This is a genomic window from Yersinia sp. 2541 StPb PI (genome assembly GCF_052217145.1).
Classification (GTDB): domain Bacteria; phylum Pseudomonadota; class Gammaproteobacteria; order Enterobacterales; family Enterobacteriaceae; genus Yersinia; species Yersinia enterocolitica_E.
In genome coordinates, this window is record NZ_JAZGQB010000001.1 from 2,873,219 (window position 1) to 2,898,750 (window position 25,532).

The window sequence follows — 25,532 nt, forward strand, 5'->3', positions numbered from 1 at the left end:
AACAAAAGAGATGAAGAATACCGTTAAGATGATGGGAGCTCTGTTGTTTTTATACAGTACCCACTCCTGGTCTTTCTCTGCTTGTACGACTGAGTCTGCTGGCGTCACTATCAATGCACCGCCGCTACTTGTTGTTCAGCGAGATGTACCCGTCGGTGCGCGGCTAGCGGCACCGAATTTCACTTCACCGCCCACGCTGTTATTCAGTTGTCCTGAAGGGAGGACCTACCCCAAGGACGGACAAAATCTTGCTGTTAAAGCAGCAACAGCTTTTTCTGGTATGACTGCGGGTGGTGCGCGCATTTATGCAACTAATATCCCCGGTCTGGGGATACAATTAGGGGGGTTTAACCCCGAAAATTTGGCTGTTTCTGGCTGGATTGGGTATGCACCCAATATAGATGGCAATGTGAATCAGGGCGCATTTCTTGCTACTTCTGGCGTGTTTAAAACACCGGAGGCCGGCGCGGCAGTCACTTTTTATAAAATAGGGGCGATGTCGTCAGGCGTTCTTACTCAAAAAGTCGGGTCACTGATTCTTGGCAATGTAGGAAGTTGGGCTCAACCCGAAGTTCCCGTCAGTATTATAGGGATGAATGTGACGGTATTAGCCTGCTCGCTCACAACACCGACAATAAGTGTCTCGTTGGGGAATGTATACGCGGCTGATTTTACCGGAGTCGGTACCACCAAGGGTGATAAGGAATTTAATCTGGGGCTGAACTGTGCTGCGGGTACCAAAGTGAACGTTGCACTGGCCGGCACACAAAACGCAGACACGGTCAATACCAGTGTGCTGGCATTGACCGGGGCAGGAAGCGCGGGGGTGGCAAAAGGGATTGGTGCACAAATTTTGTATAACAATACGCCACTTAATATTGGCAGCAAGTTGTTATTAAAAGAATCCGCTGGAGGGATAGAAACATTTCCGTTTAAAGCGCGTTATTACCAGACACTGACCAGTATTTCTCCGGGCACTGCAAATGCCACGGCCACCCTGAGTATTACGTATCAATAATTTAAATGCTATCTATTAACTATTTTTGTGAGAGTAAAATAATGTTATCAACCCCAAAATATATACTGGCAGTTTTCGGTTTCCTTGCGGCCCCAATAGTCATGGCGGCAGATACTAGCACGATTAATATTACTGGCAATGTTATAGCATCTCCTTGCACAGTTAATGCAGCTAACTCGGCGATGAATATTAAACTAGATGATATTCAAGCCACGGATTTAAGTGCTGCGGGAGCTGCAAGCCCATGGAAAACTTTTACGATTACACTGATCAATTGCCCTGTTTCGACCACCAAAGTAGATGCGGCGTTTTCTGGCACTGCTGATACACAAGACGCGGCCCGTTACAAAAATGCCGGTACGGCCACCAATCTTTCTATTGAGCTAACTGACAGTGTCGGGACTAATTTGGGGCCTGGGAAAGTAACCAATGTGTCAGTAAATGCAACCAGTAAAGAGGCGGTTTTTAGCTTAAAAACGCGAACATATTCTGCTCGCGGGGGGGTTATGCCAGGAACCATTAACGGTACCGTTCTGGCCACCTTTACGTATCGATAGCATTATTGCCCAATCTATAATATGGACAGCAAGATGAAACTGCATACTTTTGGAATATTATTGATATCCGGCATATTAAGTAGTGAATGCATGGCGGCGGCATCTGATCTTTCTATTAGCGGCAATGTGGTCGCCAGTCCGTGTGTCATTGATGTTGATAGTGCTAATCAGACGATAGATTTCGGTCAAAGTCGCAGTGGCAATTTTGTAACTGCAGGTCAAGGGGGAGAATGGAAACCTTTCTCTATTATGTTAACTGAGTGTCCGTTAACCACTCGCCATGTGATGGTGTCACTGACAGGCACCTCTAATCCTGATGATGATACTCTTTACATCAACACCGGGTCGGCACCCCATGTGGGGATACAGATTGCGGAGGGCCAAACACAACAAATCTTGAGACCGGGTAGTCAGGTTACGGTAGCGGTCGATAGCATCAGCAAGAAGGTGACCATCCCTCTGGTCAGCAGACTTTACAGTACTGGCCAAATCAGCGCAGGTTCGGTAAGAGGAGCACTGCAACTTAATTTTACTTATCAGTAAGTTCAGGTTTGAGATAATGTTCATTTCATTCTCAAAAACTGAAATTCACACTCTTGATGATGACCTCTATATGGATGTGCGCTCCGATCCCAATTGACTTCAAGTGAAGAGTATTAATCGAGGAGTCGCTACAGTTCGTTTGTAAGTAATTATATTTTAAAAAGTATGATTTAAAGTTAATGGTAAATTTCTTTCATCACTACGCTTCCCGTCCTAGATAAAGTATTTCACAATAATGATATTTATTATTAGTAATTAATGAAAAATAACAATACTGATATCCAGTCGATGTTATGTGATAAGTTTATTATTTTAATCTTGCCATTTAGTTAACATATATATAACCAAGTTTTACTCAATTAAAAGAGGCTTGGTTGTGCTATGTGATTTCAGTATTTAGTGCGAAAAACGTAAGTTATATATTGTGAGTAAACAAATATTAGCACTGTGTTGCACTATCGTTATTATATTGAGTTGTAAATATATCCTGATGTTTTGTTAAATTATTGGCACGTTAATTTATCTCGTTTAATGTTGTATTTTTTGTTATTTGAGGTTTTTCATGATGAATTTAATTATATTTAGCCGTAGTGGGTTGATTTTATTTTCTCTGCGCAAAATGGTCATGGATGTTATGGAAAATGATCCTTCGCTATTCGAGATCACTTTGTGCACTGAGTTTAGTAAGTTTGTTGATATTCTATTGTATAAAAATGATGTTATATGTATTTTCGATATTGATGGTATTAGTGAGAAAGAACAAGGGAGTGCCATTGGTTTTATTAAAGAACGTTTCGGAATTGCATCTCTATTGATATTGAGTAAAAATGGCACCGTGCCATTTATCAGTAATGTCATGATAGAAAATCAGTATGCTATTGCAAGTAAAAAACAGTTTTTATCAGAGATTGGCCTGAAATTTTTAAATTTGGTTCGCGTTAGGCGTTCTGGTTTGGCACAAATAATTGGTTATGAAAAGGTGATTGATGATAGCGAAAAAGATGAGTTAACCGTCCGTCAACGTCAGGTTTTAAAACTCATCATCTCTGGTATGAATGTCAATCAGATATCTAAGAAAATTGGTATAAGTAATAAAACAGTTTATAACCACAGAAAAAATATTTATAAAAAATATAATGTTGGCAGTGATCTAGAACTTTACTACAAAGTAAGAGAAATGTTGTCTTATTGACGATGGGAGACTTATTTCAGTAAGGGCTACGCTCAAATAAACGGAACTTGTCTAGCATGCAAAACTATCAACTTACCTTAGTCAATTCCAGTTAAGCTGATCTTAGTAAATAACATTTACGGAATGAGTACTCTTCGAATCCGTGAGAATGAGGAATTAAAAAATGTCGACCGATATTTGAAAAAAAAGCAGTATTGCACATAGTGTTTTGGCCGCCACTTTTGTAATATTGCCGAAATATCTGTTTTTACCAATAGCCTCTATGCTATTGAGATTGTTTTATCGTAATATTTACGTTTATCTCTGTGCAATATTGTTTCATCTGGCTATATGCAGCAACCTCATTTTTTATCTAAAGCGAAGCAGAACAAGTGATATAGGTTGTACCATCTAAAGGGAAGCTGAATAGATTGCCATTTCCCAGATAAACATAATGCCGTTCGTTACTATCATTGGTAAGTTCCCTCACCCAATAATTACCCGAAAACCAACCATTAGAGTAACTGCCCATAGTCCCCCACTCATTCCACAATCTCCCGTTTGCGTCTCTACTCGATCCCGTTGGCATCATTGGCACTCTGTCGGTCATCTGGCTATAATTTGGTATGGTATAATCCCCCACAAGTGAGCTGCACCATGTTTGTGCATCACTGTATCTCATAAGGTTGAAGCTGTTGTTTCTAAACCAGCGGCCTACGGTAAATCGATAAGTTAATAGCGAACCATTGGTTTTATGTTCAGCAGTTATGGTAACTGTATTATTGCCAGAAGTGGGTTCCTGATTAAATCTAACACTCCCGACAGCATCCACACTGACCCAGCCCTGATCGGCATGCCAGTTATACTCTGTATTCTCCGCAGTGGATTCCCCAATGACTAACTGGAATACTGCTCCTGTGAACCCTGTTTTAGGGAACCCATCATTGACTGAGAAAGAAGTGCCATTGACTAAAATATGCGTCATCTGTTTTTCATTGAAAAATTCAACAGTGGCCGTAGCGGAAAGACCGCTACGTGTCGTTGCCGTAACCTCACTTCTGGCCGCCGTATTGCTAGTGAGGAATATTTCTACTTCGCCATTACTGTCGGTTTCTCCGCTGGTATAAAGTAGGTTAACACCGTTTGTGGCAGTGAAGTTCACAGTTTCGCCCACTACATCATTGTGATGACGGTCGTTCACTCTGACCAATATCCTATTGTCATCTGATCCGTTGGCAACTGCATTATTTTGAGTCACTTCCGCATTAATGAGCTCGGCAGGACCCGCAATAAATAAGGTATCTATAGATTGGACATCCTCATCAATACTTGCCGTTACCTTAGTAGACCCAGAGATAAAATTTGTTACGAAAGCAGTTGTAATACCATCGGTTCCAGTTGGCTCATTCGGTGTGACTACACCTAAATTATTTGCAGAAAAATGTACAACTGCATTCACTGCAGGCGTACCATCTAGATATTCAACAGTCGCACGAACTGTATTAACAGCAAGTCCATCTGCAACAGCACCCAATGGTGATTCGGCCCATATCAGACTGGAGATAGCCCGTTGCCATTTGATATTGATCGTACTGGGTAGTTGAACCGGTAATCCAACGCTGGGTTCGGTAATACTTGGGTCTGTCTGTGGAGTTACGACCACATTCAGCTCACTGCCTACAATTATGTCGCTGAGACTCAGCGTATAATTTTGACTCGTCGCACCGCTAATAAGGTTACCGTCCAGTATCCACTGATAGGTTGTTCCAAATTCGGTATCACTGTCTGCGTCGTTAAAAGCAGATGTCACCGTAATCACATCTCCGACCCGTGGCTTGGTATTGTTGACTGAGAGGATTGTAGTCGGCGCTCGCCCGTGAACGGGCGCTGTTGATTGTTGAACAGCCTGCACTGCCTGGCTCATGATGACCATCAGGATCAGTAATAGTCTGATTAACAATTCATTAAAGATAAAATGACGGTGCAGCATCCAGTGTATCCATCATACTAATATTACGTTAATTGACCCCGACACACTTAACAAACTAAGCATGCCGGGGTTTACTCTTTATTACAGACTCAGTTAGTTGCTAACAACAACCTGAATCCTCAACCTCTGGTCTGTACGTACCGGTGTATAGGTATTACTCGTTGCTCCGCTAATGTCAATGAACGTATTCGTTCCTTGTCCAGTTTCAATTTGCCACTGGTAAGTTACACCATTACAGGTACCGCCCGCACACGTTACTGTCGCAGTCAGTGCAGAATCAACCTGAGGATAGCCGCCGACTTCGCCGGAAACTGTTACGCCAGTGACTGTACCGCCAGCAATGACCGTCAAGGCATTAGAGGCAACGGACAAACCAACGGCAGGATCAGTAATTGCCGGGTCTGTATGCGGCGTAACCTCCACAGTAATAGTTTTGCCCAAATCACCAGCAGCTATAGTGTAGGTATTTGATGTTGCTCCTGGGATATCGACACCATCGGCCCGCCATTGATATGTTTCCGGTATCGCTGCATCACCGTCAGCATCGCTGAATACGCCGGGAGTACTGATACTTAACGTATCTCCGACATCTATCAAACCATTGCCGTTGGCATTATCTGAGACAATAGTGCTTTGAGTGACTACAGGGGCACGCCCTATAACGTTGGCAGTCGGAATTGATGTAACGAGCGCCCATGCAGACCCTGCTGTCAGCAGACTCAACAATATCCCCAAGACGAGAGACTCGAGCCCTTTAAGTGAGCCTATCTTGCTTTTCATTGTTTTCTTTCCTCTTTTGTACTAGAACCCAATATATTAGTCACATTTTATTGCCGTTCGGAATGATGATAAATGCCTTGTTTTAATGCGAAACTACTCGAATAGCTCGTTTTTGTAAGCCTGCCGTTATTGTCAATGACTCAGAAGTAGCGCCAGGTATAGCAATGAACACTCCCGATCCCACAAAAGACTCTACTTCCCACTGATAATTCACTGGAACACCGTTACACAACGCAATTGAACACATCGCAACGGCCACGAGGGTATCGTCAACAACAGGGTGAGTTGTTAATTCTACTCCATTGCTATATATCATTAATTTCACTGGAGTTTCCGATATAAAAGAAGTGTCGATACTCTGACTATTGTCATTGAAACTGGCTATCACAGTTGTAACACCTGCATTGATATTGGCAAGCGTAGCCGTCACCTCACCATTAGCATCTGTAATGGCTGTGGGGGTAATGGTCGCATCATTGTTCGCTTCAAATTCCACCTGTACATTCGGAATAGAATTCCCATTCTTGTCAGTCACATGTGCCTGTACTTTATTGAGGTCGACGCCATTGGCGATTGCATTATCAGTGATCATCGTCATCTCAATAGTCGCGGTGCGATAATCTGCCGTGAGTATTATCTCATTCGATTTCTCTGCTATAGGAGAACCATTCAGCGTAGGTATGACCGTCGCGATACCTGCCGATATCCCGCTAAGCTCAGCATGATACACGCCGTTATCTTCGGTTATCGCACTCACGGTAACACCGGAAATACCTGTAACTTCAAACGCCAACACTAATTGATGAATTGGTTGTTTGTTAATATCCAAAGCAGTAAAGCTGAGCGTACTGGCCTCTATTCCATCAGCAATAATCGTCGTAGGGGCGACTTTGAAAAGAGAATACTCTGTACTCAATGCATGGACGCTCTCTATTAAGATAATCTTAGCCGATGCCAGAGATATATCATTAATTACCGGAGCAATAATGGTTTCCCCTCTGGTGAACCCAGCAGTTAATTGGAATGTATATACACCTGGAGCAGTCTCAGTAATCGCACTTAATTGCGGTTTGCTCACAGGTGCTGCAGCTGTTTTGTCTGGCGTAAAATTTAAATCCAGTGTCAATTGATCGCTCTTACCCTGAACCGGCAGATTACTACTGTCTTTCAGAGACAACGTTAGGAGGCTGATGGCAACGCCATCAGCGGGTATTTCAGCGGGTGAAGCCTGTATCGTAGAGTTCGCCGGATTAATATCCTGCGGTGTGACAATGACCTGGGTTGTGCTTCGTTTTGAGACATTTCCCTGGCTGTCGTAGGCAACCGCACTCAGTGTATAAACATTACTGTTTATTTTATAGGGAGGGAGTTTAATCGAAAGGGTTTGTGACGAAATCTGTATCACCTCTCCCCCTGCCGCGACCAGAGATGCAGTGTCCCAATCGATTCGTTTAAGCCCATATTTAGCCGTCACTTGTGCATCAACTTTGATAATTCCAAACGCGCTTCCTGACACGTGATCTGGCAATGATAGTTGAATCAATTCCTTTTTTTGGTAATCCAACACAATATTGTTGTTACGCTCAACCAGATCATAACGACTGCCTGCTAACGTGCGGCTTGTTGCCACCGCCGATGGGTCGATCTGCGATTGCCATGATGCACCAAGCCGATAATTCAATTCGATGCTCATGTTGGTTTCATTCCTACCACCTTTACCAACGCGGTTTTCTGCACCAATAGTTATCAATGGGATAGGTGTATAATTTATCCCAGTGGTCACTGCATAAGGATTCTTCTGCCTATTATCTTTGCCAAACAGCGCCACATCATCACCACGATAATATTCATATGCCAACTTACTGCCCAACTGAGGATAAGTGGGTAGATAAGCTTCAATACGAAGATCATAGCCGTTGGCTGGGCGTTCATTATAATCAGTGAAATCCCGGGACTGGTGCCAGTCAGTGATACGCAAATAACTGTTAGCTGAAAACTTCAGATAATCAGTCCAGGCTTCAACTCCTAAGCCAACACGGTTATTTTTACCCGTTATGTCACGATCAAAAAAAGTATTGATACCGTACATCCAATCACCCTGCAGTATTCGACCCCCCGCACCGATATTGACCGTATTCCGACCATCTTTCTTACGCATACCAAGCTGGCTGAATAACAGAGAACCTTGGTAGTCGTACAATGGCACCAATAGATCGACCGCGCTTCCATCAAGACCAAGATCGTTATTAACACCCAATTTAACTCGCGCAGTACCAAACTGACTCAGCCAATGCGCCACTGAGTCGCTGGCTTCCCCCACCACAGCAGATCGTGCGATGTTAGCTGCCGCGCCAGCTGTATCACTGTCAGCCAGAAGTGTTCCACCCTTTATCAAACTGTGTGCCAACCTTTCTTTATATTGAGGAGGAGCTGTCGAGTAAGGAGGTGCGTTACTGCTATTTTTAAAAGGTAACGGCGTAGAACGTGGAATGTCAATTTCATCCCCCGCTCCCAGTTGAATGAAAGCCTTTGAAAATGTGCGGAACTGGTTTAATTTCCGAAGTTCACCCACCGTAATGTGATACTTTTTGGCAACAACATATACGTTTTCACCGGCTGACAATATATATGGTACAGTTTCATAAACTGCCCCCGTTAAAGTTTGAGGTTCAGAGGTAAGCATTTTTGCTATTGCAGGGTAAAAAGGTTGTGTCAACGGTAACAACAGTTGAAAAGTGATATTAGTCCACGCGACGATAGATTTAGGTGTCATTAAGAAAAACCCCATCTTAATATTAGTCAGCGCAGCTTTGCATTCTAATTTCCTTGAGTTATTGTTAAGATTATAGCTCTATTATCATGATTATTTTTTCGTCTTAACTATATAAATGCAACTAATGGTACACTTCAATGCCTAGTCACGTTCTTTCTGGTCGTTTACTTGTATATTGGAAGCCAGTAAAATCTAATTATTTAGGCAAGGAAAATGGCGTGACGATATACAGTATCAGTGAAGTAGCACAGCTTTGCAGTATTAATTCGGTAACGCCGCGAGTGTGGTAACACAATTATAACCATTTAAAACAAAAAATTACTGAAGGAAGCCATCGGCAGTATATAGAGACGATATTGTTCGTATCCGCAGTATTAGGTGTGCCGGTAGGGTTTACTTGACGGTAGTGTGGTATCAGATGACAGCACTAACTGGGTATGTAGTGGTCGAGCAAAACTGGTCACGGCTTTCGAATTTTTCCAGAACAACCGTTCTGATTCATTCGGCGTCAAACCACCATTATATTGATGAGGTCTGAGCTGGCTGTAATATCCCGTGATGTAATTCGTTATTGCTATGCTGGCTTCGCTAAAATTCACGTATCCATTATCCGGCACCCACTCCGTTTTCAGGCTTCTGAAGAACCGTTCCATTGGACTGTTATTCCAGTAATTTCCTCTGCGACTAAGGCTTTGCTTTATTTAACATCTCGACAGTAACTGTCTGAAATTTCTGCTGGTATAGTGGCTACCTTGATCCGAGTGATACAGCAAATTAGCGAGCTTTCTTCGCGCTTCCCAGGCCATGGACAGCGCTTTACCTGTCAATGCAGAGTCCGGGAAAATGATATCGCCCAGCCAACCGGTTTACGGGAAAATAGATCAAGCACAACGGCTAAATAAGCCCAGCGTTTACCCGTCCAGATATACGTCACATCACCGGACCAGACTTGATTAGGCTCTGTTACTGCAAACTGGCGCTCCAGATAATTGGGGATCTCTACGTGTTCCTTAGACACCTTCTTATATCGATGGCCAGGCTACTGACAACTGATGAAATTGAGTTCTTTCATCAGCTTTGTTGCCCGCCAGCGGCTTAGTTTTACGCCTTGTGACCATTGCTGCAATATTACGTGCGCCTGCGGAGCCGTTACTTTCGCGATAAGTCTCACGAACAAGGCTGAGTAACATCACTCGTGCGGAATCAGGCTTCTTTGGCTGCCGCCTGTATATATAACTGCTGCGATTGGCCCCAAACACGTTGCACACAACGGTAACAGGAAACCACGCTCTGAATTTCTCAACTAATGAGAACTGTTCAGGGAGTCTGACATCAAGAGCGCGGTAGCCTTTTTTAATATATCTCCTTCCATTTCAAACGTTGAAGTCTTTTCTTCAGCTCGCGCATTTCAATCTGCTCAGGTGTCATTGGTGAAGCTATGGGTGATTTTCCCGCTCGCTCTTCTTTCAACTTGTAAGTATCCCCTCAAAATGGCCCATTCGCTTTTAGAGATCTTCCGACATACTGATTATGTCACCTGGTGAGATAGCTATGCGTAAGATCCGATTCACCGAGCGCCAGATCATCGCCGTACTAAAATCAGTCGAAGCTGGCAGGACCGTCAAAGATGTGTGTCGCGAGGCCGCTATTTCCGAAGCCAGCTATTACAACTGGAAGGCGAAATATGGCGGGATGGAAGCCGCTAATATCAAAAAGATCAAAGATCTTGAGTATGTTGATCGGCGGCGGGGCCCGTAGCCCATACTGGCGGCAGATACTGGCAGACGTTAGTGGTCGGTCGCTGGAATACCGTACCGGCAGAGATGTTAGTCCAGCACTGGGGGCTGCAAGATTAGCTAAGATAACGGTGAGTCCAACCCTATATCTAGCCGATCTTTGTCCTGAACTACCCTTAGAACAATTACATCCCCCAGTGGCTGAACATCATCAGTACTATCAGGAAAGAAGGATAGTATTCAGGCAGCTATATCAACAACTCCTACCGTTTTGTTAATTGATTATCCTGGTTACTACCGACTAATCCGATAGTAACCTCAACATGACCTTGATGAATGAACCCTTTTTCACCAACTGACATATAATTAATGTCCTACCTCTGTTATCTACCACGTTTGCTAGCCGTGTAATAAAAAATTAAAAAATAGGTAAATCACAGATAATAATTAAGCCTGAAACTTTTCACATATTCGCATAGGCCAGGAATTGAAGTATGGGTACCTCGGATTTAAAATTAACGGGCAGACTGGCAACGGACGATAATAACCCCGGATTAACTACAGCGACGTAATTACTCACACTTTTTTATTCTTTCTTTATAGATAAAACAAAAAAGAGGAAGAGCTAACGAGTGTCAACCCTTCTCCCCAATAAGAGGTAATGGGTATAATTTATACAAGTAATGATGAGGGTACTAATCACTATTGGTCGAACAACTGTTGCGATATAGTGGCAGGCTATATATTACCAACTGTACTGAACACCAACACGGTAACGTGTTTGACGTTCATCAGTGATTTTGCTACCAGGAACGTTGCCGATAGCAGCATATGGCCTCCAGTTTTTATCCCATTTATAGGCAATTTTCAGGTCATGGCTCCATTCGTCTTTCTCATTGTTTGACAGAATTTCATCTTCAGACTTCTTGTAATTCAATTCGTATTCAGCTGAATAGTCTTTCAAGAAACTATAGGCAAATAGCATAGTAAACTCATGGCCTTTCTCTATAGATTTGGTTTGAGCAGGCTGGTTACGCTTGTAGTATGGACGATAACGCAGTGATGTTGAAAAATCATCAGTGAAGGACACTTTACCACGCAGATAAGGGCGGTAGTTGTTATAGTCAGATGATGACTCTAATGAGAAGCCTGGCTCAAGCTGGAATGTTTTATTGAATTGATAGATGTAACTGGCAACGACTTCAGTGCCATTGCTGACTTGCTCGTTGAAAGGTTTGTTTGGTGTCGTATCAGAGCTGTGCTGGCCCCATTTTCCTTCTAAAGACAAACCGAAACCATTGGCAAAACGATTGGAAATTAGTAAGCGATCTTTATGATCAGATTGACGGGTATCTTTCATCTCATGTCGATAGTCAATTGTTGTTGCAACAGAACTAAAACTAATAATAGAGACTACTGCCAGAGTAAGTGATTTTAATTTCATTTTTATATAATCCTAGTCGTAGAGTAATTTAAATAGTCAATCATTAATAATTTTATAAAAAACAGACCCATTTATATCCAAAATCATCAGCGTTGCCATCAGGCAGCCAATGAACATAACCCGCTAAATAGACTAAATTTCAACTAATTTAGGTAAGTAAACGCTACTAACAACATGACAGTTTCAAATAGTTAATGTATGGACATTAGATTTAACGTCAGGTGGAATTATTAATGGTCACCATAAAACACCAAAATAAATAGTGACCATCTAGACGGTCACTTATAAAAAAACCACCATTATTTCAACATACATTAAAAATGAGTCCAAAATGATGAAGGTTCACATTTTAAGCTCATTGAACATTAGACAGTTAAATCCATCTCGGGATTATTCTTTTAACTCATCATCTACACATTCGGCTGATTCACCAAGGTAATACAAAGGATCCAAGATTTTATTAATATCCAACGTATCTGGAACATTTGCTTTCTTAAGTTCATCATGAATTGATTCAGCAAAAGTGAGTTTTTTCGCTATTGAATTCATTGCTGCCTCATACAGAATATGATGTGCGGCTGGGCGGCCAATGTGTTCCGCTAATTGCATCATCACGGCTTCAGAAAGGATTAAACCGCCGGATATATCTAGATTTTTCTTCATGTTTTCAGGGTAAACATTCAAACCAGAGATCAGCTTGTGTAGCCCCTCCACAATAGATACAGCAAAAATAGACACCTCAGGTAATGACACATCCATAATATTACTCTCAGCAGCATCCCCTTCATTCATTCTTATCATTGATGTATTACCCAACATCATTCTTGAGCGCAGCAATTGTGATATACCCACCAGATTCTGGGTATGCTGTGGATTTCGCTTTTGTGACATAGTGGAACTGCCTACTTTGCCATGATGAAAACTCTCTTCAACTTCAGCAACCTCGGTTCGTTGTAAGAAAATAACTTCTTCACCGATTTTTTCTACGGTAGCAGCAAGTAAGCCAAAAACATTAATGTAAGCGGCTAATGAGTCACAAGACGATCTGACAGGGATCGACGATGATTTAAGATCCAGTAGCTCTGCGACTTTATTCTGCACATTTCGTCCATTGCCACCCATCGCTGAAAAAACACCCACGGCGCCCCCCATCGTGACGATGAAAGCATCCTCAGCGGCATGTACTAAGCGCGCTCTATGTCGCCGGATTTCAGCACGCCAGCCAGCAACTTTAAAACCGAAGGTGATCGGCAGTGCATGCTGACCATGCGTTCTACCCGCCTGAGGAATATTCTTTGTATCAGCGGCAAGTTTAGCCATTGCATTAAGCACATTATCAAGTTCTGACAGAATAATGTTATGTGTTTTTCTTAATTGTAATACAGCACCTGTATCAAAAATATTTTGGGTTGTGGCACCCCAATGTATATATGACGCAGCTTCAGTACCACAAATGGCTTCATATTGACGCAATACAGGTACAAAAGGATGCATGGTTTCTTTAATACCTGCAGATATTTTATCTGTATCTAACAGTTTAACATGAGCCTTCTCTGCAATTATGTCCGCAGCAAACTTGGGGATCATCCCTAATTCAGCTTGGGCTAATGCCAATGCTGCTTCTACATCGAGCCAGCTTTGAATTGTGCTCAGATCAGACCAGATATCTTTTGCTTTCTGGCTGAACCAATGCCCAGTGATACATGAGTCAAACATTCCCACACTTGCCATAATTCACTTACCTCAGGTTTGTCATTTTGGTTATGATAAAATATACATTGATATATACAGTGATATTTATCACAAAACATAATAAATTCATAACATGTTGTTTTAAAATGAAAATATTTATTTTAATTAAATCGTGGATGACATCACTATTTATATTGGTGACTTATGGTTATATCTTCATAACCTTAAAGGAAGGGTGTGAGTGTTACACCATGATACTTGCACAGAATCATGAACTCTATGTGAGATATAAAATGACTGAATCTACTGGAATGAAAAACATCAAAAAATCCTTATTTATATGGATAATCAGCATCCCCATAATTTTAGCTTCTATGTATCTCTGTTTTGGTCAGAAAACATTTATTCTTGTGGCATCTTTCACTGTTATCATATTGATTGGCATGGGAATAATGAAGAAAATATATGCGCAGGCGCTAGTATTGGTCGGTGGTTGCGTACTTCTGCTAATGGCCGCTTTTCTTTTTCCTGATAGTGCCATAACGAACCCCAGTTCCGGTTCAAAAGTCATCGATGTCTTTGTGGAAATAAAAAATGTTTTCAGTAAAAACATTGCCAGTCTAGGACTCATTATCATGGTCATCGCGGGTTTTTCACGTTATATGAATGATATTGGCGCATCTGGAAAATTGGTTGAGATTTGTGTAAAACCGTTGGGGAAATTAAAATCAAGGTACATGCTTCTTGGAGTGTGCTATATAATAATGCAACTTTTAGCATTATTTATATCAAGCCCATCAGGACTGGCTCTCCTCATGATGTCTACCTTATATCCTATTCTTCGCTCTATTGGATGCAGTAAAGCATCTGTGGCCGCTGTTATTGCATCCGGGGTTTGTATTGATTATGGCCCATCGGCAACTGGCAGTATCCTTATTGCTGAAATAACCCACTATGACCTCTTCAGTTTTTTTGTTGAAAAGCAAATCCCCGTTGTATGGATACTCTTTATATTCATCGGTATTATGCATATGTTCGTCCAAGCTTATTGGGATAGAAAAGAAACTATATCATCACAAGATGACAGCTTACTGATGCATCAACAGGTATCGTCTGAAAAAGTTCCCTATTTATTCGCTTTATTACCTGTAATTCCAATGATACTTTTATTTGTATTCTCTAGTTTAGCTGAAGAATGGCTTCCCAAAGCTATGAGATTTAAAATGGATGTGGTTACCGCAATGTTTATCTCATTCTTTATCGCGTTCTTTTGCGATTTTGTTCGTACTTTCAGTATAAAAAAAGCAGCTGATAAAATATCTGGTCTTTTTGACCAAATGGGGCAATCATTTATCATGATTGTTTCAATTTTGCTCTGTGCTCAAGTCCTTGCTCAAGGAATGATAAAAATAGGTTTTATTGAAACATTGTTTAGTTTCATTCCTTCTGGTACTCACACTCATATCCTTGTTGTTCTCTCTTTCAGCATTTTAGTATTTTTTAGCTCTGTAGTCTTGGGCACGGGTTCAACATTTAATGCTTTTGCACCATTAGCCGCTGAAGTATCTAAAGGTGCGGGGATCTCTGTATTCAAGGTTCTTATCCCAATGCATTTTTCAGGTAGCTTGGGACGCAGTTTCTCTCCCATCGCTGGTGTAACTATTGCTGTCGCAGGATTAGTAGGATTGACTCCATTTGATATAATTAAGCGAAATGCTCTACAACTTGGCAGCGCTTATATTTTGATGTTAATACTCTCTCATTTCTTAATTGTGTGAAAAAATATTTTTTAATTAAACAATGCCTTGGTGTGACTAGACCTCATTCACACCAAAGCATTGACGACTCTATATTAGAGCGGTTCTGAGTATCGGTCAGGTGAGGGTTGATTTTGATGAATATACTCAAGGTAGCGTTGTATATGTGGAGGATTTAGATTTGAAAGCGTAAAAAATGATATATCATCTGACACTTCAGGAATGAAATCTTTAAAAATGACTTGAGGGTCATTGATAGTTGAGGCAGGAAATGAGGGTATCAAACAAATTCCTGAATTAGCCCTTACGAATTCCAATGCTGAAAATGAGTCAGAAACTTCAGCTACAATATTGTACGACACTCCCGATTTATCTAATACCCGATCAAGCTTCGTTCTTGAAATATTTCTTTTGATGAAAATAATCATTCTCTTTTGATTAAGATCCTCAGGAGTAATAATATCTTTGCTAGCCAATTCATCCAATCGATTCATTGCGCAAACTATTTTAGTTCTTCTTAAAGGAAATTCGCTTACATTTATACTTGCTGTATTTAGGGATGAATCACCAAGAGCAATATCTGCTCGACCCTCATTTAAATTGCTCAGCAATTTTGAAGCAGTAACAATGTCAATTTTTATATTTAAATCAGAGTTTTCTTTTATATATTGAGCTGTCAAAGGCATAAGAAAACTATATGCAATTGTAGGTGTGGAAATTATGTTTAGAGATTTCCCTTCTTCTTTATTCCATTCAAAATTTGTTAATCTCCCAAAAGAATCTGAAATTTTTACAATTTCTTCATATAAAGACAATGCATCTGAATTTGGTATTAACTTACCCCCTTCTCTTTTAAAGAGTACACGTCCTGATCTTGACTCAATCAGGCTTAACGTTCTACTTATTGCTGGTTGAGAAATACCCAGAAACTCTGCAGCTAATGTTGCAGTTCTCACCTCGATGAGTGTCTTTATTATTTCTAAATCCCTTAATGTAGCCCAACCACCTGACCAAGAAGATTTTTTCATCATTTCCGCGACCCTATATTTTTACAGCAATCGGTAGAACACAAGGCGATTTTATTATATTTCACATATTAAATATTTTTCAGATCAACATCTTACACTACCTGAATTAAAATTTTAAATCTTAATTCAAGTTAAATACAAACTGTATTTCAAACAACAGATAGTAGAAGGAACTACCTCCTCAGTAGTCCTGAATGTAACAGTTGGCATTGACAGGAATAATGTTGTCGTCAGCACCTAAAGCAGCTCAGGGACGTTCCAGGTAATTATGAATCCGACTGCCGTAAACACGGTGTGGTTAATGCTGTTGGCCTGGATCTTAACTGTTTTAAGAGCCCGAACGGAATGCGTCATAAACGTCTGGCTTCGCAGTCGCATCTTCATGATGAGGATGCGACTGCGAATGCCTTTAGGGACCACGATCAAAGGCCCCATCTGAGCCCAAATGTATGACTCCATTCTTACACTGTTAGCATTGTTTTTGGCTGGGTGGTTTGATTTGTGGTAGATCCAATGATACCTAATCACCCTGCGCTAAATTAATAATCTCAAAAGATCAACAGGACCGAGTTCTAACTCAGTGATGCTATTATCGCGCCAGGATTGCCGCAGTGGCGACGATTATGATTGTATTTTCAGTTTTGATACTTCTCACTCTAGAGTTCTTACGGCGGAGTAATGATCGCTTAAAGCTTGTAACTGATACCAGACGATGATCCTGTTAACCCACATATAAACCTAAAGACAAAATGTAGGTTTCATATTGTACTTTGCATAGTTGATTAAACATAAGTATTAATAAGCTCCAACGGCTCAGAGATGTCTCACCCAGGAGTTTCAGTCACCCCTACAGTCCGAGCAGATGATCACTTTTGGTTAGAGAGTATGAACGAAGGGCAGTAAGAGCACACTGCAATCCACTGTGGGTCATTTTACTGACGACCCGCCACCGGTATCTGGCACCGTGTTACGGTCTGAATTGAAGTGGTATTCTCCGATTTCACAAGAACTAAAAGTTATATCTATAATAGCCCCTGTGATGCCAAACAACGCGGATAACGAAGCTTGGCAGGAGCTATTCTATCAGAGATAGGCACCCCACTTCACTTTACGCCTCACTCAATTTATAGGGCACACCACTGGTTTGGTTCCAGCTATTTCTTTTTACCTGATACAATTACAGGTCAGCTTGAAACAGACCCCAAGGCTAACGCTGACAAAGGGATAAACAGAAAAGCCGGTATGAGGAATTTGCTGCTCAAGAAGTTGCAACCTGATAGTTTCAGCAACCTCCATAGCCCCGACTAACTCGGTGTTGGGGAGTAGGCAGACAAACTCCGCATCACCATGCCTACACGATTAACGTATTCGGCAACACCGATGAGATACGCGATTCTTTGCAAGGAGTCTGCTACCTGTTCTGTATGGCCCAAGTATTCTCTGTCAGGTAATCTTTACATAGCCCGAAGCCCTGCCCCCCACTGCTTGCCAGTTTTTGGCGTGCATTTTAGTCAATTGTACATTTGTATAAACCACAGTTTGTGCAATGTTACTCAGGAGTAGATATGGGGGGAAACAGGATAAAAACACCTAAAGGTGACACGTTGAGCGCACATGTATGTATAGAATTATTTGACGAGGCACCGACGGCGTTCGTACATGCACATAGTGTGTTTTCCGGCACGCATGTGCCCAGCAGGCAGCCTCCTTTTGTCATGAGGTAATACGAATAAAAAAGCCATTCACAGTGATGAGCTACACCGGAATGGCTTTTTTGTATTGTCTTAATCAAACAGTAATCAAATATTACAATCCGGCCTTTCTACGCAATCCTTCAGCATCTGCCGTACGTAACGCCGCCAGCAGGTTTAGCGGATTGATATCATGGGGTTCGTTATGCATGGTCTCTCCAGGCTGACAACTGGCTTCGGCAACTTTCAGTAACTCATCATCTGTCACATTCCCCAGTCCGATGTCAGCCAGAGTAGTAGGTAAACCAATTGATTCACAGAAACTATAAACAGTATCAATGACTTTAGGTTCACGATCTGTCAGCATCAACATCGCGAGTGTACCAAATGCTACTTTCTCACCATGCCAATAACCGCGAGTTTGTGGTAATACGGTAAGCCCATTATGAATAGCATGAGCGGCTGCCAGACCACCACTTTCAAAACCTAAACCAGAAAGCAATGTATTCGCCTCAATCACATGATCCAGCGCAGGTGTGACCTGATGATGTTCACAGGCACTTTTCGCCAGCACGCCGTATTTTAATAATGTGTCATAGCATAACCGCGCTAATCCAAATGCCGACATCGGCCCAGGGCGGGTTGTCATGTTACCGGCACCTTTAATACGGCAATCCTCCGCTTCAAACCAGGTAGCAAGAGCATCTCCCATGCCAGATACCAAGAAACGGACCGGCGCATCTGCAATAACCTGCGAATCCACTAATACCAAGTCAGGGTTACGCGGTATCATCAAATAGCGTTTAAACATGCCTTCCGGAGTGTAGATCACCACTAGCGAGCTACAAGGTGCATCGGTAGATGCCAGTGTCGGTACAATAGCAATCGGCTTTTTTAACATCGCGCCGGTAGCTTTAGCAGTATCGAGCGTTTTTCCACCGCCGATACCGACAATAACATCCGCCTGATAAGATTCAGCCAATACTGAAATACGACTTATCTCCTCATCAGAACATTCACTATTAAATACTTCAACCAAATACTCAATTTTCCCGTTCAGAGCCTGATTTATCTTATCACCCAGTTTTTGATGAACGACAGGGTCCTGCAATACTAATGCCCTCTGTCCTAATCGGGATAACTCATCACCCAGATAAATACTTATTGATTCAGCGCCCTGTACATAACGCGCAGGGAATATAGCTGTAGTGATCATTGTATGTCCTTACAGTAAGTTGGAAAAAAATTAAATAGCATGATGTAATTAATGAACAGACTCGTTGTTGATTTCCATTTTATTATCGAAATTAATCATCAATGAGCAAATCAGATAACCCACGGCTGCCGCAGCGAAAAACATCATGGCAATGTAATAATTACCCGTAATCTGAACAACAAAACCAATTAAGATAGGAATAATTGCAGCGAATAAGTTACTACTGAAATTCATTGTTCCACAGAGAGTACCCGCAACTTTTTGTGCACCTAATAATGAAGGAATAGACCAGTAGACACTCGCCCAGCGTAATGGGAACATCGCTACCCCCAGCAAGATAACCGCCGCAATGGGATTATTAATATTAGCGCATATAAATATCCCGACGCCAGCCGTCACCGCTGAGATACCCAGCATGGTATGCATGACTTTGTTGGTATCGGCACCGGAATCTCTCCAACGGTCCATGATATATCCACCGGTTAATTGGCCGATAAAACACAACAGAAAAATAAAGGCCATTGCGCCACCCATTGATTTAATATCAAAACCATAGGTTTTTTGAAAATACAATGGTAACCAGGTCATCAATCCGTAAAATACCGTACTATAACAAACCCAACCACCGATTAATGCCTGGACATTCCGTTGTTTCAGGTAGGGTAATACATCTTTTATTTTATATTTTTCTGGTTTCTTGGTAGAGAATTCATTATTTTTATTAATATGCTCTAATTCAGCCTTGTTAATTCTAGGGTGTTCGTGAGGATAGGTCCTGATATACCACCATGCCAGCATCCCCGCCAACATTGTTCCCAACCCCGCAATAATAAATGCCATGCGCCATGAACCAAAGAATGCAATCAGCCAGGTCAGGATCACCGCACCCAAGGCTGTCCCCAGGGCCGCACCACCGTCTAACAACATTGACCCACGTCCACGCTCCGTCGGTGTCAGCCATGTCCCCATCAGCTTGGCACCTGCTGGCATAATTGGTGCCTCTGATACGCCCAGTCCAACACGGGATAATGCCAGGAAAGCCGTTGAGTGGCAAAGTGCTGCAATGGCCTGGAATGCCCCCCAGGTAATTGTCGCACAGGCAATAATTGTCCGTGTTTTAAATCTATCGGCTAATACGCCGCTAGGAACCTGCATTAAGGCATAAGCCCAAAAAAAGGCACTGTGCAACAGTCCCACAACGATAGTGTCTTGAATGTTAAATTCTTCGACAATATACGGCATGGCGATCGCCAGCGAGGTTCTGTCGATATAATTGATTGCTCCCAGAAGCAGTAATATTAAGAATATATTCCATCTAACCTTAGTCGGCGAGGTATTATGATAAGCCTCATTCCTTATTATAGACATGACACTCTCCTGACCATATTTATGTATATGGCTTTTATCAAGAATTGTTTAACTAAAATAAATTACATTACATGATTGAGCCGATATTCCATGGCACAAACTCCAGGCTGCCATATCCAAACTGTTCACTTTTAGTTTTTTTCCCTGATGCCATTTCAAGTATCATGGCATACAATCTTTCACCTGCTTCAGCGATAGTTTCCTTGCCTTCAACCACATCCCCGCAGTTAATATCCATATCTTCCTGCTGGCGAACCCACAACGTATTGTTGGTAGCTAATTTAAGACACGGAGTGGGCTTACTGCCAAATGCAGAACCGCGACCCGTGGTGAAACACAATAAATTTGCACCTCCGGCAATTTGCCCGGTAACAGCAATAGGGTCATACCCGGGGGTATCCATAAATACCAATCCTTTTGCCGTAACAGGCTCTGCATACTCATAGACTTCAACTAAATTAGACGTGCCGCCTTTAGCAATTCCCCCAAGTGATTTTTCCAGTACCGTGGTTAACCCCCCCACTTTATTGCCCGCCGATGGGTTATTATTCATTTCACTTTTGGTTCGCTGACAATAATCTTCCCACCACTCAATGCGGGCGATCAATTTTTTACCTACGACTTCTGAAACAGCACGACGCGTTAATAAATGTTCTGCACCATAGATTTCTGAGGTTTCAGACAGGATTGCTGTTCCCCCCTGCTGGACAATTTTGTCTGCCGCATACCCCAAGACGGGATTAGCAGAAATACCGGAATAACTGTCCGAGCCACCGCATTCAAGTGCCAAAATAATTTCCGATACCGGTACTGGTTCACGCTTAACCTGATTAGCATCACTCAGCATGCTATCAATAACGGTAATACCTTGAGTGATGGTTTTCTGGGTTCCACCCGTCTCCTGTATTGTCATGGTATGCAGTTTCGCACTCTCTTTCAGCCCTTCAGTGTTAATCAAATCCTTTATTTGGTTAGATTCACAGCCTAAGCCAATAATTAATACGCCAGCAAAATTCACATGCCTCGCATATCCACTCAACGTCCGGCGCATAACAATCATTGCTTCGCTGTCAGCGCCAATAGCGCAACCGAAACTCTGTGGCAGAGCAACAATCCCATCCACATTCGGATACTCATCCAGTCCGATTTTCTTATAGTGATCTTCGATGGCTCTGGCCACCGTAGCACTGCAGTTAACGGTGGTTAAAATACCGATAAAATTGCGGGTTGCAACACGACCATCCGCACGTTTGATTCCCATAAACGTATCGGTCTTTTCTGCTTTAGGCAGTGTCAGGGTATCTTCGCCAAACGCATAGTCACGGGTAAACTCGCCCATACCCAAATTGTGCATGTGAATATGCTCACCTGCATTTATAGGTTGTGACGCAAAACCAATAATTTGTCCATAACGCTTAACGGGGGCATTTTTCTCGATATTGCGGATAGCAATCTTATGCCCTTCAGGTACCGGGTTGAGAACGGTAATCCCCTCTTCAGGAAGCGGTGTACCCGCACTGATATTGATGCGGGCAATAACAACATCATCGTTAGGATTGATTTTTATTACAGGATAGACATTACTCATCATTATTATCCTCTTATTGATCTACCTGATGCTATTTAGGATTTCTTTTACTTGATTGATTTTTTCTGCCGATAATTTTCGGGTCGGTGCAATGACCTCCGTTGAAATACTCATGCCACTGGCATTGATGGCTTCCTTTACTACACCAAAGAACGGTGTTTCTAATGCATACAGTGATGAGAGTTTGGCAAGACGGCGTTGCAGCACAAAGGCCTGCTCATACTCTTTATTGATGAACGCAGCATAGATCCCACCGGTCACCTCCGGCGCAAAATTGAAAGTGGCTGGGATCCCGCCGTGCCCGCCCAAAATTAGCGTATCAAGCATATATTCATCATAACCCGAGAAAATGATAAAGCCGGGCCGGAAAGCATGAACGCGATTAATCACTTCACGCGTATGACTGATATTATCAATAGTATCTTTGATACCAACGATATTCGGAACCTCTCTGGCCAGTTGGGTAATAACATCTAAACCGATATCTTGCCCGGTTAATGCCGGGAAGTTGTACAAAAATACCGGCAGCGTGAGTGCTTCAGCTATGGTTCGGTAATGATGATAAAGATAATCGCTATTGAGCTGAGCATAATAAGGATTCACCACCAGAACGGCATCAACACCAATCGACGCCGCATGTTGGCCATAGGCAATAGTTTCAGCCGTTCCCGGCACGGCAATCCCCAACAATACCGGCACTCGCCCATCGATATGTCGGACGCAGAACTCGGCGACCTCAAGACGCATTTCATGTGACATATGACAGAACTCGCCGCCACTGCCCAAGATCAGTACCCCGTGAGCTCCCTGCGCAATCACATGGTCCAACAGTTTTGCCATGCCGGTTTTATCAAGCTGACCTTTTGCATCAACCACGGTAGGGACGGGAGGAAAAACACCTTTAAATCTGTTCACATTCACCACCATTAAGTTCTATATATGGAACAAGTGTTCCTTGTATGGGAAATGATGCGAGAAAATTGAATCTGAGTCAACTGGCTCAAATAGTGAACTGTGATCGAACGCTTATTTTAGTTACTTAACGTGGGATAATGGTGTGATGACCTGATGACCCCGTCATCAGGCTTTGAGTAACGAACTTAATACAGAGCAGGTATGTTGGACACGACGGGCAATATCTTCCCACTCGTCATTCGGCAGTTGGAAAAGTACTCCAGACACACTGATTGCAGCAATGACCTTACCCTGAGCATCATGCACAGGTGCTGAAATACAACGTACGCCGAGACTGTCCTCTTCATCATCGCATGCCCAACCGCGCTGACGGATTTCAGCCAATTGCATTTTGTAGGTGGTACGGTGGGTAATCGTTTTTTCGGTAAAAGCCGGAAAATGCTCTCCTTCAGGCAAAAGGTCATCAATCTCTTCATCAGATAGCCAGGCCAGCAATACTTTACCTAAACCCGAGCTGTATAAAGAAAGACGTTTCCCTTCCCAACTACGAACCACAATAGCCTGAGGACTTTCCATTTTTAACAAATAAATAGCCGCCCGGCCTTCCAATACACCAAGATGGCAAGTCAGGTTAGTACTGTCACGCAATTCTGCTAATAATGGCAATGCGATGGTTTTAATATCAAACTGTTGAATTGCTTTATTGCCCAATTCATATAACAGCAGGCCGAGTGAATACTTATCTTTTTCCTGACGGAGCAGTCCCTGCACCACCATGGCATTAAGTAAAGTGGACGTGCTGCTCTTGGGTAAATCAACACCGCTGTAAATTTGACTGAAAGTAGCACTGCCGTGTTCTGCCAGGTAATGACAGACACGAATAGCTTTATCAAGAGCCGGGACCGGAGTGGTAGGTGTCTTCATCATCGTGTCAGTTGGATAAGATTATTAATGGATACCGAATGAGAATTGTAACGTTTTTATGAGGCTATGTACCAATTAAATGAGTCACCTGCATTAGGGGAAACCGTGACCCAGTATTCTTTAAGATAACGTGATAACTCTCACTATTTCTATCCGTGGGCGTACGTGCTGTCTTTGCCTAATCTGCTGGCAGGCTTCACTCTATTTAGTCCATGTCACGACCTCTTGCTTATCATAATGGGATGACCCGAAAGATATTTCCGAGCTATTGGTCTTCATTAAATTCTGTTCAACATTAGCTAAACCAGACACTGGAAAAATCTGCTGCAGACGTAACCGACGCTGATATCGAGCAGTTTTGGCGTGAGTTCAGTACGGCCATCGAGCAGCAAAAGAGTAAAGCTGCGAATGCCCGATAAAAACGCTAGAATCAGTCATCTCCGCCCGGTGAAAGCAGAATAAATGACCGACACTCCACTTCCTCAAACATCAGGCTCCACAATAGCAACAGACTCTCCTTCATCTCAAGTGGTCACCCAAAATTTGGGGCATCTCGCTTTAGCTACGCTTCCCTTGCTGGGAACACCATAGTAACGATCACCACATGCCGAGGAACGCTCAAACCATCTTTATATAACCCACAACTATTGGTGGTCATTCTGGTGGTCTTGACAGAAAGTGGATTCAGGCTTAGCTTACTTATTAGCCATTTATTGGCAAAGGTGATCCCAGTCAGAGGAGCCAAATTAGAAAAGCTCGCTTAGGAAACTAAGCGGGCTTTTTGCTTTTGTTTTTTTGATCGTTTTTGTGTGTTACTGGCCGAAGCCTCTTCTCTAAGCCTGCCGATACGGCAGTGAACAGTTATAAAATACACATAACTTGCTGATGGTAAAAGAAAAATAGACTGCGAGGGTAAAAAAGGCTTTTTTAATACTCTCGACCAATCCTGTATAAAATCAATACGTTAGTGTTGGCCGAAAAAAGAGGGTTAAAAATAGAGAATGGTGGCGATGATGCTGCAACCATAAACACTAAACCTTCCTGTAATCAGAATTTTCTGCAACTCATCTTGCTCAACAAATAACAAGAAGTGTAGTGTACTAAACTGGCTTTTTAGCCGTAAAAAAAGCAGATTACACCACTGCTAATGGCGGTTTGGAATACGTTATTTTGCTTCGTTTGCCGTTATCCACCAGCCTATATTTGGATTGATCCTGTGCGGCTATTATCGTACCAGGCCGACATTTTGATATGTTAATTGTTAGATATCCTGGAAATTACAACGTTGTGTGCAACGGAGACATCCGTACAAAAGTGCGAGATGAATATTAGTCGACGCGA

Annotated in this window: 18 protein-coding genes and 3 pseudogenes; 7 read left to right on the top strand and 14 right to left on the bottom strand. The window is 42.4% G+C overall.

Going from position 1 to position 25,532, the window contains the following annotated elements:
- Window positions 1-10: 10 nt before the first annotated feature.
- The 4 genes from V1953_RS12985 (at window position 11) to V1953_RS13000 (ending at window position 3,310) form a co-directional block, all read left to right on the top strand.
- Window positions 11-1,018 (top strand): fimbrial protein, encoded by a 1,008-nt coding sequence (locus tag V1953_RS12985; protein ID WP_442851016.1) that lies wholly within the window; start codon window positions 11-13, stop codon window positions 1,016-1,018.
- Window positions 1,019-1,059: 41 nt separating this feature from the next.
- Complete coding sequence (locus V1953_RS12990) at window positions 1,060-1,575, top strand: fimbrial protein (RefSeq protein WP_442851017.1); 516 nt, start codon at window positions 1,060-1,062, stop codon at window positions 1,573-1,575.
- Between the two features lie 33 nt (window positions 1,576-1,608).
- Window positions 1,609-2,118, top strand: coding sequence for a fimbrial protein (locus V1953_RS12995; RefSeq protein WP_442851018.1), 510 nt, complete (start codon window positions 1,609-1,611; stop codon window positions 2,116-2,118).
- A 562-nt stretch (window positions 2,119-2,680) separates the two neighbouring features.
- Entirely contained in the window at window positions 2,681-3,310 is a 630-nt protein-coding gene (locus V1953_RS13000; protein WP_442851019.1) for a helix-turn-helix domain-containing protein, read from the top strand.
- Between the two features lie 352 nt (window positions 3,311-3,662).
- Here the strand turns inward: V1953_RS13000 and V1953_RS13005 are convergent, their stop codons facing one another.
- The 4 genes and pseudogenes from V1953_RS13005 to V1953_RS13020 all read right to left on the bottom strand — a co-directional run.
- Complete coding sequence (locus V1953_RS13005; protein ID WP_372558607.1) at window positions 3,663-5,279, bottom strand: Ig-like domain-containing protein; 1,617 nt, start codon at window positions 5,277-5,279, stop codon at window positions 3,663-3,665.
- 93 nt (window positions 5,280-5,372) lie between these two features.
- Window positions 5,373-6,059 carry a ZirU family protein gene (locus tag V1953_RS13010; RefSeq protein WP_442851020.1) on the bottom strand — a complete coding sequence of 229 codons (687 nt, stop codon included), beginning with the start codon at window positions 6,057-6,059 and terminating at the stop codon, window positions 5,373-5,375.
- A gap of 82 nt (window positions 6,060-6,141) precedes the next feature.
- The gene (locus V1953_RS13015; protein ID WP_442851021.1) at window positions 6,142-8,832 is read right to left on the bottom strand and encodes a ZirU family protein; all 2,691 of its coding nucleotides are present in this window, start codon (window positions 8,830-8,832) and stop codon (window positions 6,142-6,144) included.
- A 452-nt stretch (window positions 8,833-9,284) separates the two neighbouring features.
- Window positions 9,285-10,305 (bottom strand): annotated as a pseudogene (locus tag V1953_RS13020) (IS3 family transposase); the annotation flags it as partial.
- Between the two features lie 78 nt (window positions 10,306-10,383).
- Between V1953_RS13020 and V1953_RS13025 the strand changes: the two are divergent.
- Window positions 10,384-10,578: pseudogene (locus V1953_RS13025) on the top strand (transposase); the annotation flags it as partial.
- Window positions 10,568-10,846: pseudogene (locus V1953_RS13030) on the top strand (xylulokinase); the annotation flags it as partial. The pseudogenes V1953_RS13025 and V1953_RS13030, both read left to right, overlap by 11 nt.
- 467 nt (window positions 10,847-11,313) lie before the next feature.
- On the opposite strand, the gene V1953_RS13035 reads toward V1953_RS13030, so the two are convergent.
- Both V1953_RS13035 and V1953_RS13040 read right to left on the bottom strand, forming a co-directional pair.
- The gene (locus V1953_RS13035; protein ID WP_372558604.1) at window positions 11,314-12,012 is read right to left on the bottom strand and encodes an oligogalacturonate-specific porin KdgM family protein; all 699 of its coding nucleotides are present in this window, start codon (window positions 12,010-12,012) and stop codon (window positions 11,314-11,316) included.
- 390 nt (window positions 12,013-12,402) lie between these two features.
- Window positions 12,403-13,743: a class-II fumarase/aspartase family protein gene (locus V1953_RS13040; protein WP_442851022.1), complete on the bottom strand. Its 1,341-nt coding sequence runs from the start codon at window positions 13,741-13,743 to the stop codon at window positions 12,403-12,405.
- Between the two features lie 254 nt (window positions 13,744-13,997).
- Here V1953_RS13040 and dcuC point away from each other — a divergent pair, with 254 nt between their 5' ends.
- The gene (dcuC, locus tag V1953_RS13045; RefSeq protein ID WP_442851023.1) at window positions 13,998-15,482 is read left to right on the top strand and encodes a C4-dicarboxylate transporter DcuC; all 1,485 of its coding nucleotides are present in this window, start codon (window positions 13,998-14,000) and stop codon (window positions 15,480-15,482) included.
- A 74-nt stretch (window positions 15,483-15,556) separates the two neighbouring features.
- Here dcuC and V1953_RS13050 read toward each other — a convergent pair whose 3' ends face one another.
- The 8 genes from V1953_RS13050 to V1953_RS13085 form a co-directional block, all read right to left on the bottom strand.
- Window positions 15,557-16,492, bottom strand: coding sequence for a LysR family transcriptional regulator (locus V1953_RS13050; RefSeq protein WP_442851024.1), 936 nt, complete (start codon window positions 16,490-16,492; stop codon window positions 15,557-15,559).
- Window positions 16,493-17,653: 1,161 nt separating this feature from the next.
- A complete protein-coding gene (locus V1953_RS13055; RefSeq protein ID WP_442851025.1) occupies window positions 17,654-17,785 on the bottom strand; it encodes a hypothetical protein in 132 nt (43 codons plus the stop codon).
- A 510-nt stretch (window positions 17,786-18,295) separates the two neighbouring features.
- Window positions 18,296-19,396 carry a glycerol dehydrogenase gene (locus V1953_RS13060; protein ID WP_442851026.1) on the bottom strand — a complete coding sequence of 367 codons (1,101 nt, stop codon included), beginning with the start codon at window positions 19,394-19,396 and terminating at the stop codon, window positions 18,296-18,298.
- A 48-nt stretch (window positions 19,397-19,444) separates the two neighbouring features.
- A complete protein-coding gene (locus tag V1953_RS13065; protein ID WP_442851027.1) occupies window positions 19,445-20,764 on the bottom strand; it encodes an MFS transporter in 1,320 nt (439 codons plus the stop codon).
- Between the two features lie 67 nt (window positions 20,765-20,831).
- Window positions 20,832-22,352: a UxaA family hydrolase gene (locus V1953_RS13070; RefSeq protein ID WP_442851323.1), complete on the bottom strand. Its 1,521-nt coding sequence runs from the start codon at window positions 22,350-22,352 to the stop codon at window positions 20,832-20,834.
- A 21-nt stretch (window positions 22,353-22,373) separates the two neighbouring features.
- Window positions 22,374-23,276 (bottom strand): dihydrodipicolinate synthase family protein, encoded by a 903-nt coding sequence (locus tag V1953_RS13075; RefSeq protein ID WP_442851324.1) that lies wholly within the window; start codon window positions 23,274-23,276, stop codon window positions 22,374-22,376.
- A gap of 156 nt (window positions 23,277-23,432) precedes the next feature.
- Window positions 23,433-24,191, bottom strand: a complete 759-nt coding sequence (locus tag V1953_RS13080) for an IclR family transcriptional regulator (RefSeq protein ID WP_080991755.1) — start codon at window positions 24,189-24,191, stop codon at window positions 23,433-23,435.
- 988 nt (window positions 24,192-25,179) lie between these two features.
- Window positions 25,180-25,323 (bottom strand): type I-F CRISPR-associated endoribonuclease Cas6/Csy4, encoded by a 144-nt coding sequence (locus V1953_RS13085; RefSeq protein WP_442851325.1) that lies wholly within the window; start codon window positions 25,321-25,323, stop codon window positions 25,180-25,182.
- Between the last annotated feature and the right edge of the window lie 209 nt (window positions 25,324-25,532).

What these genes read in the sequence shown, in the direction of transcription:
- V1953_RS12985 (WP_442851016.1), top strand. Translation starts at nt 11, where the DNA reads ATGAAGAATACCGTTAAGATGATGGGAGCTCTGTTGTTTTTATACAGT.
- V1953_RS12990 (WP_442851017.1), top strand. Translation starts at nt 1,060, where the DNA reads ATGTTATCAACCCCAAAATATATACTGGCAGTTTTCGGTTTCCTTGCG.
- V1953_RS12995 (WP_442851018.1), top strand. Translation starts at nt 1,609, where the DNA reads ATGAAACTGCATACTTTTGGAATATTATTGATATCCGGCATATTAAGT.
- V1953_RS13000 (WP_442851019.1), top strand. Translation starts at nt 2,681, where the DNA reads ATGATGAATTTAATTATATTTAGCCGTAGTGGGTTGATTTTATTTTCT.
- V1953_RS13005 (WP_372558607.1), bottom strand. Translation starts at nt 5,279, where the DNA reads ATGCTGCACCGTCATTTTATCTTTAATGAATTGTTAATCAGACTATTA.
- V1953_RS13010 (WP_442851020.1), bottom strand. Translation starts at nt 6,059, where the DNA reads ATGAAAAGCAAGATAGGCTCACTTAAAGGGCTCGAGTCTCTCGTCTTG.
- V1953_RS13015 (WP_442851021.1), bottom strand. Translation starts at nt 8,832, where the DNA reads ATGACACCTAAATCTATCGTCGCGTGGACTAATATCACTTTTCAACTG.
- V1953_RS13035 (WP_372558604.1), bottom strand. Translation starts at nt 12,012, where the DNA reads ATGAAATTAAAATCACTTACTCTGGCAGTAGTCTCTATTATTAGTTTT.
- V1953_RS13040 (WP_442851022.1), bottom strand. Translation starts at nt 13,743, where the DNA reads ATGGCAAGTGTGGGAATGTTTGACTCATGTATCACTGGGCATTGGTTC.
- dcuC (WP_442851023.1), top strand. Translation starts at nt 13,998, where the DNA reads ATGACTGAATCTACTGGAATGAAAAACATCAAAAAATCCTTATTTATA.
- V1953_RS13050 (WP_442851024.1), bottom strand. Translation starts at nt 16,492, where the DNA reads ATGATGAAAAAATCTTCTTGGTCAGGTGGTTGGGCTACATTAAGGGAT.
- V1953_RS13055 (WP_442851025.1), bottom strand. Translation starts at nt 17,785, where the DNA reads ATGGAGGTTGCTGAAACTATCAGGTTGCAACTTCTTGAGCAGCAAATT.
- V1953_RS13060 (WP_442851026.1), bottom strand. Translation starts at nt 19,396, where the DNA reads ATGATCACTACAGCTATATTCCCTGCGCGTTATGTACAGGGCGCTGAA.
- V1953_RS13065 (WP_442851027.1), bottom strand. Translation starts at nt 20,764, where the DNA reads ATGTCTATAATAAGGAATGAGGCTTATCATAATACCTCGCCGACTAAG.
- V1953_RS13070 (WP_442851323.1), bottom strand. Translation starts at nt 22,352, where the DNA reads ATGAGTAATGTCTATCCTGTAATAAAAATCAATCCTAACGATGATGTT.
- V1953_RS13080 (WP_080991755.1), bottom strand. Translation starts at nt 24,191, where the DNA reads ATGAAGACACCTACCACTCCGGTCCCGGCTCTTGATAAAGCTATTCGT.